Here is a 19008-nt window from a genome sequence, read left to right as displayed (position 1 = left end):
CGCCTGCTCCCGTGGTGGGGGAGCAGGCGCGCACGGCGGTCGAGGCGGTGCCATGCCCGCCCTTCGGTTCGCCGGTGTTGTGCGCGTTGGCGAAGATTCTCAACCCGTTGCTGCCGGGGGCCGGGTCGGTGGGGATCTGAGGTCGGAGCGGGCGCGCGGGGTCTGCGGCTGATCGGTCGGATCGCTTACGGGGCACTTCCAGCTGCGGTGCGGCCGGGCGACCAGGTAGCGGTTCAGTCGGTGAAGGTGATGCGCACCGAGATCGGGTCGGTTTGCAGGGCGCGGAAGGCGGTCGCGCTGACGCCCGCGAGCAACGGATGCGGGGCAAAAGCGCGGGCGCGGGCGGCGACATCGTCGTCGGGGCGCAATTCGGCCATTCCGGTGCGCCACCGATTGCCCTGGCGGATACGGATATTCGGGTCGTCGCCAATGTTGAGTGCCCATCCGGAGCGCAGACCGTGCTGAGAGATCAGCCAGGCTCCGGCCTCGTCGAAGGCGGCCGATACCGGGACGCGGCGGGGCAGGCCGCTCTTGCGTCCGATCGTCTCGAGTTCGGTGGCGGCCGACGTGGTGATGCCGATCCGGCCGAGAGCGCGTACCGCCGGATTGGCGATATGGCGGCCGACGGCGCGTTCGATCACGAATTTCCGCCGGACGCCGCGGGCCGATTCCGCCGGTCCCGCGGCGCGGCGGCTGCGGAACGAGTCGATGCCGTTGCGTTTGACCATGGTCAGCGCCGTACGCCAGGGCGAGCGGTCGGGATCGGGCTCGGAGCCGGCACCGATCCGGTGCAGCTGATCGGTATGCCACTGGAGATCGAGCGCGCCGTCGAGGGATTTCACGCCCGCGAGTGCGGTGAGCCTGCGCGGCAGGCCGAGTCCGATGGCCGGTGCGTCCAGCCGGGTGGCGCCGCTGAGCAGGGCTGCGGCGGCCCGGGTGTGCACGGCGGCCGGCCGGCCGATGCCGACGATGTCGCAGGCGCCGCTCGCCACCGCCTCGGCCATCACCGCCCTGGTGCGGAAACCGCCGGTCACCGCCAGTGGCACCGCACCGGCCGATGCGCGCACCGATCGCGCGTATTCCAGGAAGTACGCCTCCCTGGCCCGAGTGCTCTCCGCGCGGCCCATCATGGCCGGTGATTCATAGCTGCCGCCGCTGATTTCGATGAGGTCGACGCGTTCGGCCGCGATCTGCTCGATCACCGCACGGGATTCGTCCTCGCTGAATCCGCCGCGCTGGAAGTCCGCGGAGTTCAGCTTGATCCCGACGGCGAAACCGGGCGATACCGCCGACCGGATCCGGCGGATGAGCTCGAGTGGGAACCGCATGCGGCGCTGCGGATCACCGCCCCAGCCATCGGTGCGCCGATTGGCCAGGGGCGAGAGGAATTGCGACACCAGGTATCCGTGTGCGCCGTGGATCTGGACGCCGTCGAATCCGGCGGTCTCGGCGATCCGCGCCGCGCTGGCGAATCGGTCGATGATCTCCTCGATCTCGGCTTCGCTGAGTTCACGAGGCGCCGGTAGTCCGGGAATGTTCAGTGCGATCGCCGACGGTGCCACTGGCTGGTGCCGGGTAGCCAGCGGGTTGGCTTGTCGCCCCGGATGATTGAGCTGCATCCAGATGGGCGCGCCGCCGTCCTTGGTTGCCTTCGCCCACCTGGACAGGCCGTCCAGATCCCGGTCGTCGGTGATGGCGACATTGCCGGGTTCGCCGAGCTGACGCCGATCGACCATGACGTTGCCGGTGATCACCAGGCCGTATCCGCCGTGTCCCCAGCGGGTGTACAGGCGCTCGATCCGTTCGTCCGGGCCCAGTTCGGTGGTGCCGAGTCCTTCGCTGAGGGCGGCCTTCATCAGCCGGTTGGGCAGAACTAGGCCGCAGCCGAGCTCGAGTGGTTCGTGCAGGACGGTCATGACGACTCCTGAAGGTAGTAGTAAACCGATCGGTTTAGTTCTGGGCGAGAGTAGTAGATCGATCGGTATAGTCGCAAGGGTGGCCGTACGTGACTGTCTGATCGGGAGTGCAATCGAGCTGGTTCGGCGCCATGGCGTGGCCGGCACCGGGCTCAGTGAACTGCTCGCGCACAGCGGAGTCTCTCGTCGTTCGATCTACCTGAGCTTTCCCGGCGGGAAGTCGGAATTGATCGCCGAATCCACCAGGGTCGCCGGCCGAGCGATGAGTGGCTGGCTACGTGAGTTGGCCGCGGCGGCGCCACAGCGCGGGATCGCCACCTTCGTCGACCACTGGAAGCACGTGCTGCGTACCAGTGACTATCAAGCGGGCTGTCCGGTGGTCGCGGCGACACTCGGCCGATCCGCCGCCCCCGAGGCCGCCGCGGCCGCGGCCGAGATCTATCAGGAATGGCAGCAGATCCTGGCCGACCGGTTGGCCGAACGCGAGGTCGACACCGAACTCGCGCAATCGCTTGCGACCACGATGCTCGCAGCGGTCGAGGGCGCGGTCATCCTCTCGATGGCCGAGAATTCCACCGCACCCCTTGACCGGGTCGGCAGGCACCTCGGTGAACTACTCGACCTGCATGTGCCCGCCGAATCTGCCGGCTGAGCGGTGAATCGCCGAGCCGCGTTGCCGCTACCCGGAGCAGGTGTGCACGTCGGCCGATTCTCTCGAGCCGGCATCGACGGGTTCGGTCAGCGGGCCCCTGCGGGGACGCGGGTTTCCTGGTAGTCGGCCGGGTCGAAGCGGCGGGTCTTCCAGCGGTAGAGCAGGGTGGCGCCGGGCCAGTTGTTGGTGATGCGGCCGGAGGCGTTGCGGTACCAGCTGGAGCAGAAGTTCCAGGGGGTGTCCTTCAGCCGGTTCTGGAGCCAGTCGTCCCACTGCTGTTCGGTGTCGGGGCGCGCGGCCAGGCCGCGGCCGGGGTGCTCGCCGAGGTATTCGATGATCTGGCGGATGTAGCGGGCCTGGGCTTCCAGCATGTAGATGATGGAGCCGGAGCCGACATTGGTGTTCGGGCCGTACATCAGGAACAGGTTGGGGAAGTCGGGCACCGAGACGCCGAGGTAGGCGCGGGCTCCTTCGGCGGCCCAGGCGTCGGCGAGCTTGCGGCCGCCGGTGCCGTAGACGTTCATCGGGGCAAGGAATTCGGTGCCCTTGAAGCCGGTGCCGTAGATGATGACGTCGACCTCGTGCTCCACGCCGTCGGCGGTGCGCACGCCCTTCGGCGTGATCTCGGTGATCGCGGTGGTCTCCACGTGCACATTCGGCTGGGTCAGCGCCGGGAAGTAATCGTTGGACAGCAGGCCGCGCTTGCAGCCTGCCTCGTAATCGGGGGTCAGCTTGGCGCGCAGTTCCGGATCGGGGACCTGCTTGTCGCGATGGCGATCGGCGATGGCGACCACCGGGCCCTTGAGTCCGGGAACATCGGTGATGGCCAGGGCGATCAGCTCGAAGAACGACCAGGCCACGAACCGCTCGGCCATCCGCAGTGGCGGCAGGTATTTGAACAGCGTGTGGTGGATCGGCCGGTATGCCACATCGGGTTTCGGGATGATCCACGCGGCCGAACGCTGGAACAGCGTCAGCTGCTCGACCTTCGGCTGGATCTGCGGGATGTACTGGATGGCGCTGGCACCGGTGCCGATGCAGGCCACCCGCTTACCGGTCAGATCGACGCTGTGATCCCATTCGGCGGAGTGGAACGCCGGCCCGGTGAAGGTGTCCATGCCCGCGATGTTCGGCATGGCCGGGCGGGAGAGCTGGCCGACGGCGGAGATGAGCACGTCGGCGGTTCGGGTCGAACCGTCGGAGAGCCGGACCTGCCACTGCGCGGTGCTCTCGTCGAATTCGGCGTCGGTGACCTCCACGCCGAACTGGATGTGCCGGGTGAGCCCGTATTTGTCGGCCACCCCGCGCATGTAGGCGTGGATATCGGCCTGCTCGGAAAACCGCCGGGGCCAATCGGATTTCGGCTCGAACGACCACGAGTACAGCGGCGACGGCACATCGCAGGCGGCACCCGGATAGGTGTTCTCCCGCCAGACGCCGCCGAGATCCGCGGCCTTCTCCAGGATGGTGAACTCACCGATCCCGGCGCGACGCAGCTCCAGGGCCATGCCGAGCCCGCCGAAGCCGGCTCCGATGATGATGATCGACGGCGAAGTCATGGTTCGAGAGTAGGCCGGAAACGGGCAGGTCCGAAGAGATCGACGGACAACAAATCCACATTTCCGGCCATCGGGCTCACTTCCCCGCGAGCTGCCTGGCGATCACCAGCCGCTGGATCTGATTGGTGCCCTCGAAGATCTGCATGACCTTGGCTTCGCGCATATACCGCTCGACGGGGAAATCCTGGGTGTAGCCGTAACCGCCGAGTACCTGCACCGCGTCGGTGGTGACCTTCATGGCGGCATCGGTGGCCACCAGCTTGGCCACGCTGGCCTGGCGGGAATAGGGGAGCCCGGCGTCGCGGCGACGGGCGGCGTCGAGGTAGGTGGCCCGGGCGGAATCGACAGCGGCGGCCATATCGGCGAGCACGAAACCGAGCCCCTGATGGTCGATGATGTGCTTGCCGAACGCTTCTCGCTCCTTGGCGTAGGCGACGGCGTCGTCGAGCGCGCGCTGGGCCAATCCGGTCGCCACCGCGGCGATGCCGAGCCTGCCCGAATCCAGCGCGCTGAACGCGATGGTCAGGCCCTGCCCCTCGGCGCCGATCAGGCGTTCGGCGGGGACGAAGGCGTCGTCGTAGCTCGCGGTGGTGGTCGGGACGGCACGCAGGCCCATCTTCTCCTCGGGCTTGCCGAAGCTCAGACCCTCGGTGTCCTTCGGCACCAGGAAGCACGACACTCCGCGCGAGCCCTCGCCGGTGCGGGCGAACAGAGTGTAGAAGTCGGCGCGGCCACCATTGGTGATCCAGGCCTTCGAACCGTTGATCCGATAGCCGTCGTCGGTCGCAGTGGCGCGGCAGCGCAGCGCGGCGGCGTCGGAGCCGGCATGCGGCTCGGAAAGACTGTAGGCGCCGATGGTTTCACCCGAGAGCATGGTCGGCAGCCAGCGCTGCTTCTGCTCATCGGTGCCGAAGGTGAACAGCGGGAAACACGACAGGCTGTGCACGCTCACCGCCACCGCGACCGCGGCCCACCGCGCGCCCAGCTCCTCGAGCACCTGCAGATACACCTCGTAGGGCTGTCCGCCGCCACCGAACTCCTCCGGATACGGCAGGCTCAGCAGACCGGCCGCGCCGAGCGCCGGGAAGACGCCGTCGGGGAAGGTTTCGGTCTTCTCGCAATCGACGACCCGCGGCGCCAGCACCTTGTCCGCGATATCGCGGGTCAGCTCGATCAGATCCCGAGCTTCCTCGGTGGGCAGCATTCGATCCACTGGCATGGTGTCAACCTCCGCTGGTCGCCTCGTCCGTCGGTTCGTACCGATGACGCTCACGTTATGCGTGTGCATCTGTGCGTGAATCCGGGGCCGTCGCTCCGCAGCGGCTTGCCCGGAGAAAGTGCAGGTCACTGCGCTGCCAGCGATATCGGCGCGGTCGAGTCGTTCGTCCTGCAACCCTGCACAGGTCTCGGTTTCGTCACCCGGGGTGGCGCCGCACGGGCACGGACGCTAGACACATGACGGACCCGTTCACCGGGATCCGGTGCCGGCGGCAAGCTGGGGGTGCCGCCGGCATGCCGGTCCTGCCACCGACCGCACCCCACTCCTGCCTACCCTTGGGTAGGCTCCCGGTGTGATGTGGCTCATGCCCTGGTCGAAGCGCCGAGGCAGGGCCGTTCGCCCGAGAGTGAGGGGTCTTTCCCGATGTTGAGCACCATGCAGGACGACCAGCTGTCGCTGGCGACGTTGTTGCGGTACGCGTCGACCTTCGTCGGCGATGCCACCGTGTCCACCTGGACCGGCGAGGGCGTGCGCACCATGACCTACCGCGAGGTCGGCGCGGATGCGGCGCGGCTGGCGAACGCGCTGCGCGGGCTCGGGATCGGCGAGGGCGATCGCGTCGGCACGTTCATGTGGAACAACAACGAGCACCTGGTCGCCTACGTCGCGGTACCCGCGATGGGTGCGGTGCTGCACGCGCTCAACATCCGGCTGTTCCCGGATCAGCTGGTGTTCGTGGCCGATCACGCCGAGGATCAGGTCGTCATCGTGGACGGCACGCTGGTGCCGATGTTCGCCCAGTACCTGCCGCGACTGAAGACGGTGCGTCACGTCATCGTCGCCAATGGTGATGCCTCCAGCCTCACCGCGCCGGAGGGCGTGCAGGTGCACTCCTACCGCGAACTGCTGGACGCGCAGTCCGACAGCTTCGACTTCCCGGTCATCGACGAACGCTCGGCCGCCGCGATGTGCTACACCTCCGGCACCACCGGCGACCCGAAGGGCGTCGTCTACTCGCATCGCTCGAACTGGCTGCACGCCATGCAGGTCGCCTCGCCCAACGGCATGGGTCTCTACAACACCGACACCATCCTCGCGATCGTGCCGCTGTTCCACGCCAATGCCTGGGGCCTGCCCTACGCGGCGCTGATGGCGGGCGCGAATCTGCTGATGCCGGACCGTTTCCTGCAGCCGGGCCCGCTGCTGGAGATGATGGCCGCCGTCAAGCCGACCTTCGCCGCCGCGGTGCCGACCATCTGGGGTGGCGTGCTGGCCGGCCTGGCCGCCGCACCGCAGGACATCACGCATCTGCGCTCGGTGGTCGTCGGCGGTTCGGCGGTGCCGCCGTCGATGATGCGCGACTTCCAGGAAAAGCACGGCGTGCGAGTGGTGCACGCCTGGGGCATGACCGAGACCTCCCCGCTGGGCAGCGTCGCGCATCCGCCCGCCGGTGTGGAGGGCGAAGAGGAATGGGCCTACCGGATCACCCAGGGGCGTTTCCCGGCCGGCGTGCAGGCGCGGCTGGTCGCCGATGACGGCAGCGTGGTGCCCAACGACGGCGAATCCCTCGGCGAGCTCGAGGTGCGCGGCCCCTGGATCACCGGGTCGTACTATTCGCCCGACGGTTCTCCGGTCGACCCGGACAAGTTCGACGACGGCTGGCTGCGCACCGGCGACGTCGGCAAGATCAGCCCGAACGGCTATCTCACCCTGGTGGACCGCTCCAAGGACGTCATCAAATCCGGCGGCGAGTGGATCTCCTCGGTCGATCTGGAGAACGCCGTGATGGGGCACGCCTCGGTCGCCGAGGCCGCCGTCATCGGGGTGCCGGACGAGAAGTGGGACGAGCGCCCGCTGGTGGCCATCGTGCTGGCCGAAGGCGCCGAGCCCGGCGAGAAGCAGGCCGAGGAACTGCGCGAATTCCTCGCGGCCAAGTTCGCGAAATGGCAGCTGCCGGAACGCTGGACCTTCATCGACGAGGTGCCGAAGACCAGCGTCGGCAAGTTCGACAAGAAGCGCCTGCGCGCCCGATACGCCGACGGCGACCTCGCGGTGATCACCCTCGGCTGACGCTGCTTCACGACGAACGGCCCGCTCGAATCGAGCGGGCCGTTCGCTGTGTACGGCGCTGGCACACCGTATACGAAGGAAAGCGGCTAGCAGTTACGCAGTTCCGGGCTCTGGTTGAGCAGCTGCGCGCGGGTGCTGATGAACCGCGTGTAGGTCTCGCCGCCGACGGCCGCCAGCGGGAAGGCCGCTACCCGGTGGCAGTTCTGGAAGGCCAGCTTCACCCCGAAATGCCGTTCCAAGCCGCCGCGGATCGCGTCCGAGGCGAGTGCGCGCAGCAGTTGACCGCGGGCCACCTCGTCCGGCGGGGGAACCTCGTTGTCGGCGAATTCGGCGGTGCCCTCGTGTAATTCACCGGCCACCCGGCTGACCACTTCCCAGGCGTAGGGCAGGGAGTTCTTGACACATTCGACGAATTCGGCGTCGTCTACCTCGCCTCGTTCGGCGCGTTCGAGCAGTGCGGTGGGGACATCGAGGGACATAGCGCTCTCCTGTCGGTTGCTGCGATCGGCGACTCGATTCTAAACGAAAGTCGTTGTCAACAAGACTGGATTCGCCGTGAAAGTGCCGATTCCAGCGCGGTTTTCGTTTCGGCGGCCAGCGCCGCGACCAGCTCGCCGGCCGGAAGCTGCCTGGTCAGCGAATGTGCTTGGCCGGCCCAGAGGTTCACCGCGTCGGCATCGCCCTCCGCTCGCGCGGCGGCGCGCAACGGCCCTGTGGCGTAGTGGATCTCCGGGTAGGCGACGGGAGCGTCGGCGGTGAAGTCGGTGAGGAAGCGGTTGCGCAGGCCGCGTGCGCGTCGACCGGTGAACGCGCGGGTGAGCATGGTCGGGGTATCGGTGCCGATGGCGGCGCGCAGGAGTTGATTGGTGCCCGCCTCCGGGCAGCGCAGGAACGCGGTCCCCAGCTGAGCGGCGCTCGCTCCCGCGGCGAGTGCGGCGGCGATGCCCGCGCCGGTGGCGATGCCGCCCGCGGCGACGATCGGACGATCCGTCGCGGCGGTGAGCAGTTGCAGCAGGGCCAGCAGGCCCAACGGGTCGACGGCATCGTCGGCGATCCGGTCGACGAAGGTGGCGCGATGCCCGCCCGCCTCCGCGCCCTGGGCGATGAGGACGTCGGCGCCGGCCTCGACCGCGATCGCGGCCTCGGCGGGCGAGGTGACCGTCACCCACACCTCCGAGCCCGCCTCGTGCAGGCGCGCCACCTCCGCCGCCGAAGGGCAGCCGAAAGCGAAGCCGACCACCGCGACCGGGTCGGCGCTGAGCAGATCGAGCTTGGCTTCCCAGTCGTCGGTGTCGTGGGCCGGCTCGCCCAGCGGGAATCGTGCGCGCAGCCGATCCAGATATCCGGCGAACGCGGCCGGTGGGGTCGGCGGGCTCGGGACGAACAGATTCACCCCGAACGGCTTCGCGGTGGCCGCGCGGGTGGCGGCGATGCGTTCGGCGAGGGTGGCCGCGGTGAGGTACCCGGCGGCCAGTACGCCGAATCCGCCGGCCTCGGCGACGGCGGCGGTGAGTTCGGGAGTTGAGGGCCCGCCCGCCATCGGGGCGAGCACGATCGGCACGTCGATATCGTCGATGATCACGGTTCGAGTCTGCCGCCGTTACCGTTCGCGGACGCGCCTGACCTGCAATTTTCCGCACATACGTGACTGAAACGGCACCGAAGGTTGCGAAATGGTCACGACGGGGTAGAGTTCCCGTCACGACGGATGCCGAAACGTTATTTCGCTCGGTTCCGGCAGATCGTTACTCGAACGGTCGGCACCGGGATCGGCATCCGTGACCATTGTTCATCGGACGCTAGGACGAAGCTTTGCCGCAGCACCGAGTAGGCCCCAGTTCCGTTACCGTCTCCAGCCTTCTCGGCGATGGTGTCGAGGGCCGGCCGACGCGGCACCGCGCCGAAGCCGGTCGGGTCGAACGGGTGAAGGCCGCGGCCACCGCCGCCGTCGCCGCCGGCGCGCTGATCGGCACCGCCTCCCAGATCGCTCCGGCCATCGCCTACGCGTCGCCGTTGCTTCCCGGTTCGCACAATGACAACGACGCCGACCACGAGGTCGCGCCCGTTTCGTTCGCCGAGCCTGCCGCCGAGGCCCCCGCCGCCGAAGCGCCCGCCGCGCCCGCACCGGTCGCCGATGCCGCCACCCCCGTGGCCGCTCCGATCGCCGCGCCCGCTCCGGTCGCCGCCCCGTTCGGACTCGGCGGTCTGCCGCCGGAGATCGCGGGCCCGCTGGCCCATGCCGAGCAGGTGCTCAAGGATCTCCAGCAGCAGGTGGCCCCGGCGCCCGCCGTTCGCCCCGTCGCCGGCGCGATCAGCTCCTCCTACGGCAGCCGCTGGGGCGCGATGCACTACGGCATCGACTTCGCCGACGCGCTCGGCGCCCCGATCCACTCCGTCAGCAGCGGCACCGTCGTCGAGGCCGGCCCGGCCTCGGGCTTCGGGCTCTGGGTCCGCATCCTCCAGGACGACGGCACCACCGCCGTGTACGGCCACGTCAACGACATGTTCGTGCAGGCCGGGCAGCGAGTGAACGCCGGTGACGTCATCGCCACCGTCGGCAACCGCGGCCAGTCCACCGGCCCGCACCTGCACCTGGAGATCTGGGATCAGGGCGGCGCCAAGATCGACCCGATTCCGTACCTGGCGTCCAAGGGCGTGCCCATGGAGTGGGGCCCGTCGTCGCACTGATCCGGCCGCGACCCCTTCTCCTGGACAATTGAGACATTGGCGCTCGCCCGGATCTCCGGACCATCGGCCCACCGCGAGGTGCGCCCGATGACCGAATTGGCCGACATATTCGAACCCGGATCGCTGCACGGCAGGTTGTACGCGCTGCTGGTCCACCATCCCCGGTCCCGGCTCGCCGATATCGCCGACCATCTCGACGTCTCCGAGGCGCAGGCCCGGTGTGCGCTCGATCGGCTCTGCGAGGTGCAGGCCGCGGTGCGCCTCACCGAGAACGACGGCACTCCGGTCTGGGACGCGCACGCACCCGAAGCGCTGTCCGAAGCCGAGGCCAGACGCCGTCAGCAGGAAATCGCCACCATGCACGCCGCTGCCGCGCGGCTGAGCCAGACCTTCCGCTCGGTGCGCCGCTCACCACGCGGGGCGGGCGTGGTGGTGCCGGTGTACGAGCGCCTGGAAATGCTGGCGGATTTCGAAGAACTCCAGGTCAACGCGCGGCGCACGGTCAAGGTGATCGAACGCGGACCGTTCCTCAGCGATGTGGAACGCGAACGTCGCCTGTTCGAGCTCAAACAGTCGCGTATCGGCGACGGTATCCGCTACCGCACTCTTTACCAGGACACCATCTATCAGGATGGTGAGCGGCTGCGGCACGCTCTGGCCACCAATGCCCGCGGCGCGAGTGCCCGCACGCTGCCCGAGCCGCCGTTCAAGCTGATCGTCGCCGACGACGAGCGCGCCAGTCTGGTGCTGCATGCCGACGAACGTCGCTCGGATCCGATGGGCCTGCGTATCACCCGCTCACCCGGCCTCGAACTGCTGGTCAAGACCTTCGACGTGCTGTGGTCGCTGGCCGCGCCGATCTCGGTGCATCCGGCCGCCACCGATCTCGACGAACGCGATCGCGCCATTCTGACCCTGATGGGCCTCGGCGCCACCGACGACACCATCGCCCGCAGGCTCGGCATGTCCCGGCGCACGGTGGTGCGCCGGACAGCGCGGCTGCTGGAGCGTCTCGGCGCCAGCACCCGATTCCAGGCGGGGGTGCAGGCCATCCGCCGCGGTTGGCTGTGACGTGGTTCATCAGAACGGGTAGTACTGCAACATCGGATGGGCCGTCCCGATATACCGGGGGCAACCGATGCAGCGGGCGTGGCACTGTCACACGCCCTTATATGATGGCCCGGACCGCGCCGGCCCGGGCTGACGACGCCCTGGTTCTCGGGGCAGGGCCGGGTTCTGGCTTTACGCGAGAGGTGAATGCACTCGAATGGAAACTGCCCGTCGTTCCGCTCGTGGTAGCCGTCGCCGCCGCTCGGGCAGTCCGCTGTTCGGACAGCTGCTCACCGCGGCGGTGGAATCGTCGGCCACCTCGGTCGCGATCCGGTTCAACCCGACGGGTGAGCCCGCCGACGAGCGCACCCTCACCTATCAAGAGCTCGACCAGGCGTCCTCGCAGGTTGCGCGGGAACTGATCGACCGTGGCGTCGGACCGGGCGATGTGGTGGCGATCGGTATCGCGCGCAGCCTGGAATCGGTGCTCGCGGTGTGGGCGGTGGCCAAGACCGGCGCCGCCTATGTGCCCGTCGATCCCGGGTACCCGGCCGACCGGATCAACCACATCGTCTCCGATTCCGGCGCCGTCATCGGGCTGACCACCTCGGCGCATCGTCCGGTGCTCGGCACCGGCGTGTACTGGGTGGAACTCGACGATCCGGTGGTGTCCGAGCGGATCGCCAAGCGGCCCAGCCATCCCATTTCCTACGCCGACCGGGTGCGTCCGCTGGACGAGCGGCATCCGGCCTACGTCATCTACACCTCGGGTTCCACCGGCCGCCCCAAGGGCGTCGTGGTCACCCATACCGGTCTGGCCGGTCTGGTCGCCGCCGAACGCGAGCACTACGGGGTCACCGAGGACTCGCGGGTGCTGCACGTCTGCTCACCGAACTTCGATGTCTCGGTGCTGGAGTTGCTGCTCGCGTTCACCTCGGGCGCCACCTTGGTGATCGCGCCGCCGTCGGTGTTCGGCGGTTTCGAGCTCGCCGATCTGCTGCGCCGCGAGCAGGTCACCCACATGCTGATCACTCCGGGTGCGCTGGAATCGGTGGATCCGGCCGGGCTCGACGATCTCGAGGTCGTCGTGGTGGCAGGCGATAAGTTCGGCCCGGAGCTGGTGGGCCGCTGGGCCGGCGAGCACGCCTTCTTCAACGGATACGGCCCCACCGAGGCCACCATCCTCGCCACCAGCACCGCGCAGATGAGTCCCGACGGGCCGATCACCATCGGCACCGCCATCCCCGGAGTGGGTGCGTTCGTCCTGGATTCGCGGCTGCGGCCGGTACCGGCGGGCGTGGTGGGCGAGCTGTACCTGTCGGGTCCGGCGCTGGCCCAAGGGTATCTGGGTCGCCCAGGCCTGACCGCCGAACGTTTCGTGGCCAGCCCCTTCGGTGCCGACACCGGCAATCCGGGTGCGCGTCTGTACCGCACCGGTGACCTGGTGCGGCGCACCGAGACCGGTGGGCCCGACGGCGGCGTCATCGAATATCTCGGCCGCTCCGACTTCCAGGTCAAGATCCGTGGTTTCCGGATCGAACTGGGCGAGATCGACAACGCCCTCACCGCGCACCCGGACATCGACTACGCCGCCACCCTCGGCAAGACGCTGCCCTCGGGCGCGACGGCGCTGGTGTCGTATGTGCTGCCGCGTGCCGGAACCAGCGTCGACACCGGCGAACTGGTCGATTTCATCGGTGAATCGTTGCCCGGGTACATGATTCCGGCCTCGATCATGGTGCTGGACGAGATTCCGCTGACCCCGGTCGGCAAGCTGGACCGGGCCGCGCTGCCCGAACCGGTGTTCGCCGCGCGGGCCTTCCGCGCGCCGTCGACGCCGGTGGAGGAGATCGTCGCCGACGTCTTCGCGGCGCTGCTGGTCTCCGGTGTGGACACCAGGGTCGGCGCCGACGACGATTTCTTCGAGCTCGGCGGCAATTCGCTGCTGGCCGCCCAGGCCGCCGCCCGCATCGGCGCGGCGCTGGATGTGCGGGTGCCGGTGCAGCTGCTGTTCGAGGCGACCACCGTCGCCGCGCTGGCCGCACGGGTGGAACAGCATTCGGGTTCGGCGATGGGCCGTGCGCTGACCGCCGTGCAGCGCCCGGAACGGATTCCGCTGTCGTATGCCCAGCAGCGGATGTGGTTCCTCAACCGCTTCGATCCCGACAGCGCGGTCAACAACATTCCCGTCGCGGTGCGCTTGTCGGGCCGCCTGGACGTCGACGCTCTGCGCGCCGCGGTACGCGATCTCGCCGAACGGCACGAGGTGCTGCGCACCCGCTACCCGGAGGTCGACGGCGAGGGCTACCAGCTGGTGCTGCCGATCGGCGATCCGCGCGCGGTGCCCGCCCTGACCGTCGAACCCGCCACCGAGGCGCAGGTGCCCGAACTGGTGGCCGCCGCGGTGACCGCGGGCTTCGACGTCACCGCAGCGCCGCCGGTGCGGCTGCGGCTGCTGGTGCTCAGCGAGACCGAACATGTGCTGATCTGCGTCATCCACCACATCGCCGGTGACGGTTTCTCGATGGGCCCGCTGACCCGCGACCTGATGGCGGCCTACGTCGACCGCACTCGGGGCGGTGCGCCGGAATGGCCGCCGTTGCAGGTGCAGTACGCCGATTTCGCGCTGTGGCAGCGTGAGGTGCTCGGCGCCGAGGACGATCCGGAATCGGTGCTGGCCCAGCAGATCGACTACTGGCGCAGGGAATTGGCGGCGCTGCCCGAGCAGCTGGATCTGCCGGCCGATCGGCCGCGCCCGGCCGTGGCGTCCAACCGCGGCGCCACCCTGGCCTTCGAGATCGACGCCGACGTGCACGTCGCGCTGACCCGCCTTGCACATCAGCACAATTCGACACTGTTCATGGTGGTGCACGCCGCGCTGGCCGCGCTGCTGGCTCGGCTGTCCGGCACCAGGGACATCGCCATCGGCACGCCCGTCGCCGGCCGTGGTGAGGCCGCGCTCGACGATCTGATCGGCATGTTCGTCAACACCCTCGTGCTGCGCACCGAGGTCGATCCGGGTGCGAGCTTCGACGAGTTGCTCGCCGCGGTGCGGCACACCGATGTGCAGGCCTTCGGCCACGCCGACGTGCCGTTCGAGCGTCTGGTGGAGCTGCTCGACCCGGTGCGCTCGGCGTCCAGGCATCCGCTGTTCCAGGTGATGCTGACCTTCCAGAACCTCGCGCAGACCGAACTCGAGCTGCCGGGGCTGAAGGTGGCCGGGGTGGATCTGGCCGTGCCGCTGGCCAAGTTCGACCTGCAATTGGCGCTGGTGGAGAACATCGACCGGCACGGCGCGCCGCAGGGCCTCTCGGCCGCGTTCACCTACGCCACCGACCTGTTCGACGCGGCGACAGTGCAGGATTTCGCCGACCGATTCGGCCGGATCCTGGCCGCGGCGGCCGCTGATTCGAGCACCGTCGTCGGCGATGTGGATGTGCTGGCGCCCGGCGAACGCGACCTGGTGCTGCGCGAGTGGAACACCCCCGGCGTCTCGGTCCCCGAGGTCACGCTGGTCGATCTCATCCAGTCGCAGGCGCGCAGGCGCCCGGACGCCGACGCCATCCGCTACAACGGCACCACCCTCGGTTTCGGTGAATTGCAGCGGCGGGCCAACCGGGTGGCGCGTGCGCTGATCGCGCAGGGTGCAGGGCCGGAAACCCTGGTGGCCGTGGCGATGCCGCGCACCGAGCAGTTGCCGGTCGCGCTGCTCGGCGTGCTCACCGCGGGCGCGGGCTACCTGCCGATCGACACCACCTATCCGGCGCAGCGGCTCGAGTTCATGCTCGGCGACGCGCGCCCGACCTGCATCCTCACCACCGCCGCCGAACTCGAGGCGATTCCCGCGGGCGATATTCCGATCGTGCTGGTCGAGGACACCGATCGCTTCGCCGACGCTCCGGTCACCGATGCGGATCGGCTCGCCCCGCTGCGCCCGGACAACCTCGCCTACGTCATCTACACCTCCGGTTCCACCGGTGTGCCCAAGGGCGTCGGCGTCGCGCACCGCAATGTGGTGGAGCTGTTCGCGAACACTCAGCTGCTGTTCGAGTTCGACGAATCCGATGTGTGGACGCTGTTCCACTCCTACGCCTTCGACTTCTCGGTGTGGGAGCTGTGGTGCGCGCTGGCCAACGGCGGCGCTGTCGTCGTGGTCGACTACCTGACCTCGCGCTCGCCGGAACAGTTCCGCGAGTTGCTGATCCGCGAGCAGGTGACGGTGCTGAACCAGACGCCGTCGGCGTTCTATCAGCTGGCCGAGGCCGATCGCGCGGTCCATCCCGACGACGAGGGCAAGTTCGCGCTGCGCTACGTGGTCTTCGGCGGTGAGGCGCTGGATCTGCGGCAGCTGCGCCGCTGGTACGAGCGCCACGGCGGCCCTGATTCGGCCGAGAACAGCTCGCCGTGGCTGGTGAACATGTACGGCATCACCGAGACCACGGTGCACGTGTCGTTCCTGTCGGTGGACGAACAGCTGGTGGACAACCCGGCCAGCGTCATCGGGCGGGCGCTGCCCGGTCTGGACGCCGTCGTGCTCGACGACCGCCTGCATCCGGCGCCGGTCGGCGTCGCGGGCGAGATCTACGTCGCCGGCGCGCAGCTGTCGCGCGGTTACCTCGGCAGGCCGGGATTGGCGGCGACCAGGTTCGTGGCCAACCCGTTCGGCGCACCGGGTTCGCGGATGTACCGCACCGGCGATATCGGCCGCTGGGTCGGCTTCGGCGGCCGCGCCAATCTCGAATACGCCGGTCGCAGCGACCAGCAGGTGCAGCTGCGCGGCTTCCGCATCGAACTCGGCGAGATCGAAGCCGCGCTGCAACGTTGTGCGGGCGTCGGCCAGACCGTCGCGCTGGTGCGTTCCGACGAACACACCGGCGACCGGCTGATCGGTTATGTCGTCCCGGCCGCCGATCGCGCACCGGGGACCGAACTCGATCCGGTCGCGCTGCGCACCGAGGTCGCCGAATTCCTCACCGGCTATATGGTTCCGGACGCCATCGTGGTGCTCGACGCGCTGCCGCTGACCCCCAACGGCAAACTGGACCGCAGGGCGCTGCCCGCACCGGAGTTCGTGTCCGGTGCGACCTTCCGCGCGCCGGGTTCGCCGGTGGAGCAGGCCGTGGCCGAGGTGTTCGCCGGGTTGCTCGGCGCCGCCGAGGTCGGGCTCGACGACGATTTCTTCGGTCTCGGCGGCAATTCGCTGCTGGCCACCCGTGCGGTGGCGCGGATCAACGAGGCGCTCGACGCCGATCTCGCGGTGCGTGAGCTGTTCGAGGCGCCCACCGTCGCCGAAATCGCGGCGCGGATCGAACCGGGCGCCGGTGGGGGCGCGGCACGGCCGCCGCTGGTGCGGGCCGAGCGCACCGACCGGGCGCCGCTGTCGCTGGCCCAGCAGCGGATGTGGGTGCTCAACCAGTTCGATCCGGCCTCACCCGCCTACAACATTCCGCTGGCCATCCGGTTGTCCGGTTCGCTCGATGTGTCCGCGCTGCGGCACGCGGTGGCCGACGTGCTGGAGCGGCACGAGACGCTGCGCACCCGCTACCCGGCGGCCGCGGGCACCGACGAGGTGGCCTACCAGGAGATCCTGCCGGTCAGCGCGGCGCTGCCGGGCGGACTGGAGGTGGTGACGACGGCGGATCCGATCAGCCGGATCACCGAGTTGATGTCCACCGGATTCGATGTCACCGAGCAGGTTCCGGTGCGTGCGCTGCTGCTCGGCAACGGCGCCGACGAATACCTGCTGGCCATGGTCGTGCACCATATCGCCGCCGACGGCGCCTCGATGGCACCGCTGGCGCGCGATCTGATGACCGCCTACCTGGCGCGCCGGGGTGGCAACTCGCCGCGCTGGTCGCCGCTGGAAGTGCAGTACGCCGACTTCGCGATCTGGCAGCGCGCCGTGATCGGCACCGATGCCGACGAGAATTCCATCGCCGCACGCCAACTGGCGTACTGGCGCAATCAGCTCGATGGCCTCAGCGGCGAATTGGAATTGCCGCTGGACCGGCCGCGTCCGGCGATCCCGTCCATGCGTGGCGCCTCGACCGGATTCGCGCTCTCTCCCGAGGTGCACCAGGCGCTGACCAGGATTGCGCGCGAGCACAATTCGACGCTGTTCATGGTGGTGCACGCGGCGCTGGCGGTGCTGTTGTCGCGGCTGTCGGGGGAATCGGACGTGGCCGTCGGTACGCCGATCGCCGGGCGTGGGGAACGCGCGCTCGACGATCTGGTCGGCATGTTCGTCAACACGCTGGCGCTGCGCACCGAGGTCGAAGCCGGTGCGAGCTTCGCCGCGCTGGTCGATCAGGCCAGGGAAACCGATCTGGCGGCGTTCGCGAACTCCGACATCCCGTTCGAACGGGTCGCCGAGGTGGTCGCACCCGGCCGGGCGACCGCGCACAATCCGCTGTTCGGCACGGTGCTGTCGTTCCAGAACAACGAGCAGCCCAGCCTGGAACTGCCGGGCCTGACGGTGACGGCGCTGGACGCCGGCGCCATCGCCGCGAAGTTCGACCTCCAGGTGAATGTCGATCCGCGGCACGAGGCCGACGGCACACCGGGTGAGTTGATCACCGTGCTGACCTACGCCACCGATCTGTTCGACGAGTCGACGGCGCAGTCGTTCGGCCGTCGGTTCGAGCGCATCCTGACCGCGGTGGCGGCCGATCCGCAGGTGCGCATCGCCGACATCGACATTCTCGATGCCGCCGAACGCGAGCGGATGACGGCGGCTCCGGCGCCCAAACCGGTGCAGGCCGAGGTCGCCCCGACGGCGGGCACCGCGCTGAGCCAGACCCTGGCCGCCACCGTCGAGGACGATCCGGACGGCCCGGCGGTCGTCTCCGGCTCGGACGTGTTCACCTACCAGGAGCTCGACGCGAAGTCCTCCCGGTTGGCCCGGGTGCTCATCGCCCGTGGCAGCGGACCGGGCGCAGGTGTCGCGATCCGGCTGGATCGGGGCGTGGACGCGGTGGTCGCCACCTGGGCGGTGCTCAAGGCCGGTGCGGCGGTGGTGCCCTTCGACGGGATCGGCGCGGCGACCGCGGCCGGTCTCGAGGTCAAGGTCGGCCTCACCGCCGGTGGCGCGCAGGCGGTGGCCGGGATCGACTGGCTCGTGCTCGACGACCCCTCGGTGAGCGCGGAGATCGCCGCGGAATCGCCGCGGCCGGTCACCTACGCGCACCGCACCCGGGCGCTGCGCGGCGCCGATCTCGCCTACGCGGGCGCGGTCTCGGTGAGCTACGACGACCTCGCGGCCGCGTCAGCCCGATTCGTCGCCGCCACCGAGCTGACCTTCGAATCGCGGTTGTTCCAGCACGGCGGCTCGGATTCGGTCGCGGCGGTGCTGGAAGCCGTCGCGGCGGGGTCGCAGGGCGCCTCGGTGGTGCTGGTGCCGGGAACGGGCGCGCTGACCGATGAGCTGGCCGACGAGTGGGTCACCCATGTGCTGACCGACCGCGCCGGGCTCGACGTCATCGACCCGCGTCCGCTGGAGGATCTGCGTGCCGTCGTCGTCGACGGCGGCGCCGCGGTGCCCGCGACATGGTCTGCGGTGGCGACCGTGCTGACCCTGGCGGATCTGTACCGCGACTGAGCACATTCCTGGCGACCGGTGGGTGCGTTCGCGCGCCCACCGGTCGTACCGGTCGGTGCGCGTGCGGCTCGACGCCATACGCGAGGAATTAGCTGGTCATGTGACCAGTACTTGCCAGCATTGGTGAATGCCCCATGAATTCTTGCCCCGATAACTCGGGTCGGTGCAGGTGGGCAAGGCTTGTGATAAGTGCCACAGCATATCGGTTTGGCGAATGGGCAGAAGCGCTGGAAGCCTGGCGAAGACGTGTTTCGACA

Annotated in this window: 10 protein-coding genes; 5 read left to right on the top strand and 5 right to left on the bottom strand. The window is 69.1% G+C overall.

Going from position 1 to position 19008, the window contains the following annotated elements; translation table 11 throughout:
• Positions 1–233: 233 nt before the first annotated feature.
• Complete coding sequence (locus tag GV790_RS17720) at positions 234–1916, bottom strand: nitroreductase/quinone reductase family protein (protein WP_163814442.1); 1683 nt, start codon at positions 1914–1916, stop codon at positions 234–236.
• A gap of 79 nt (positions 1917–1995) precedes the next feature.
• Between GV790_RS17720 and GV790_RS17715 the strand changes: the two genes are divergently transcribed.
• On the top strand, positions 1996–2568 hold the full coding sequence (locus tag GV790_RS17715) for a TetR/AcrR family transcriptional regulator (protein WP_163814441.1): 573 nt from the start codon (positions 1996–1998) through the stop codon (positions 2566–2568).
• Positions 2569–2654: 86 nt separating this feature from the next.
• Here GV790_RS17715 and GV790_RS17710 read toward each other — a convergent pair whose 3' ends face one another.
• Both GV790_RS17710 and GV790_RS17705 read right to left on the bottom strand, forming a co-directional pair.
• Entirely contained in the window at positions 2655–4127 is a 1473-nt protein-coding gene (locus tag GV790_RS17710) for a flavin-containing monooxygenase (RefSeq protein ID WP_163814440.1), read from the bottom strand.
• A 76-nt stretch (positions 4128–4203) separates the two neighbouring features.
• Positions 4204–5346: an acyl-CoA dehydrogenase family protein gene (locus GV790_RS17705; RefSeq protein ID WP_163814439.1), complete on the bottom strand. Its 1143-nt coding sequence runs from the start codon at positions 5344–5346 to the stop codon at positions 4204–4206.
• Positions 5347–5769: 423 nt separating this feature from the next.
• Between GV790_RS17705 and GV790_RS17700 the strand changes: the two genes are divergently transcribed.
• Entirely contained in the window at positions 5770–7416 is a 1647-nt protein-coding gene (locus tag GV790_RS17700; protein WP_163814438.1) for a long-chain fatty acid--CoA ligase, read from the top strand.
• A gap of 86 nt (positions 7417–7502) precedes the next feature.
• Here the strand turns inward: GV790_RS17700 and GV790_RS17695 are convergent, their stop codons facing one another.
• Together GV790_RS17695 and GV790_RS17690 are read right to left on the bottom strand one after the other, a co-directional pair.
• Complete coding sequence (locus GV790_RS17695) at positions 7503–7895, bottom strand: SCO5389 family protein (RefSeq protein WP_163814437.1); 393 nt, start codon at positions 7893–7895, stop codon at positions 7503–7505.
• Positions 7896–7951: 56 nt separating this feature from the next.
• The gene (locus GV790_RS17690) at positions 7952–8998 is read right to left on the bottom strand and encodes a nitronate monooxygenase (RefSeq protein WP_175585931.1); all 1047 of its coding nucleotides are present in this window, start codon (positions 8996–8998) and stop codon (positions 7952–7954) included.
• Positions 8999–9339: 341 nt separating this feature from the next.
• Between GV790_RS17690 and GV790_RS17685 the strand changes: the two genes are divergently transcribed.
• The 3 genes from GV790_RS17685 to GV790_RS17675 all read left to right on the top strand — a co-directional run bounded on the left by GV790_RS17685 (position 9340) and on the right by GV790_RS17675 (position 18751).
• Positions 9340–10104 (top strand): M23 family metallopeptidase, encoded by a 765-nt coding sequence (locus GV790_RS17685; RefSeq protein WP_425343122.1) that lies wholly within the window; start codon positions 9340–9342, stop codon positions 10102–10104.
• An 87-nt stretch (positions 10105–10191) separates the two neighbouring features.
• Complete coding sequence (locus tag GV790_RS17680; RefSeq protein WP_163814435.1) at positions 10192–11175, top strand: LuxR C-terminal-related transcriptional regulator; 984 nt, start codon at positions 10192–10194, stop codon at positions 11173–11175.
• Between the two features lie 196 nt (positions 11176–11371).
• Positions 11372–18751, top strand: a complete 7380-nt coding sequence (locus GV790_RS17675) for a non-ribosomal peptide synthetase (RefSeq protein ID WP_163814434.1) — start codon at positions 11372–11374, stop codon at positions 18749–18751.
• The last annotated feature ends 257 nt before the right edge of the window (positions 18752–19008 follow it).

The sequence above is a fragment of the Nocardia cyriacigeorgica genome, assembly GCF_010858045.1.
In the GTDB taxonomy this organism is placed as follows: domain Bacteria; phylum Actinomycetota; class Actinomycetes; order Mycobacteriales; family Mycobacteriaceae; genus Nocardia; species Nocardia cyriacigeorgica_E.
This window is presented reverse-complemented; position numbering and strand designations above follow the sequence as displayed.

Coding starts and splice junctions, on each gene's coding strand:
- GV790_RS17695 (WP_163814437.1), bottom strand. CDS start 7,895: ATGTCCCTCGATGTCCCCACCGCACTGCTCGAACGCGCCGAACGAGGC.
- GV790_RS17705 (WP_163814439.1), bottom strand. CDS start 5,346: ATGCCAGTGGATCGAATGCTGCCCACCGAGGAAGCTCGGGATCTGATC.
- GV790_RS17710 (WP_163814440.1), bottom strand. CDS start 4,127: ATGACTTCGCCGTCGATCATCATCATCGGAGCCGGCTTCGGCGGGCTC.
- GV790_RS17680 (WP_163814435.1), top strand. CDS start 10,192: ATGACCGAATTGGCCGACATATTCGAACCCGGATCGCTGCACGGCAGG.
- GV790_RS17700 (WP_163814438.1), top strand. CDS start 5,770: ATGTTGAGCACCATGCAGGACGACCAGCTGTCGCTGGCGACGTTGTTG.
- GV790_RS17720 (WP_163814442.1), bottom strand. CDS start 1,916: ATGACCGTCCTGCACGAACCACTCGAGCTCGGCTGCGGCCTAGTTCTG.
- GV790_RS17675 (WP_163814434.1), top strand. CDS start 11,372: ATGGAAACTGCCCGTCGTTCCGCTCGTGGTAGCCGTCGCCGCCGCTCG.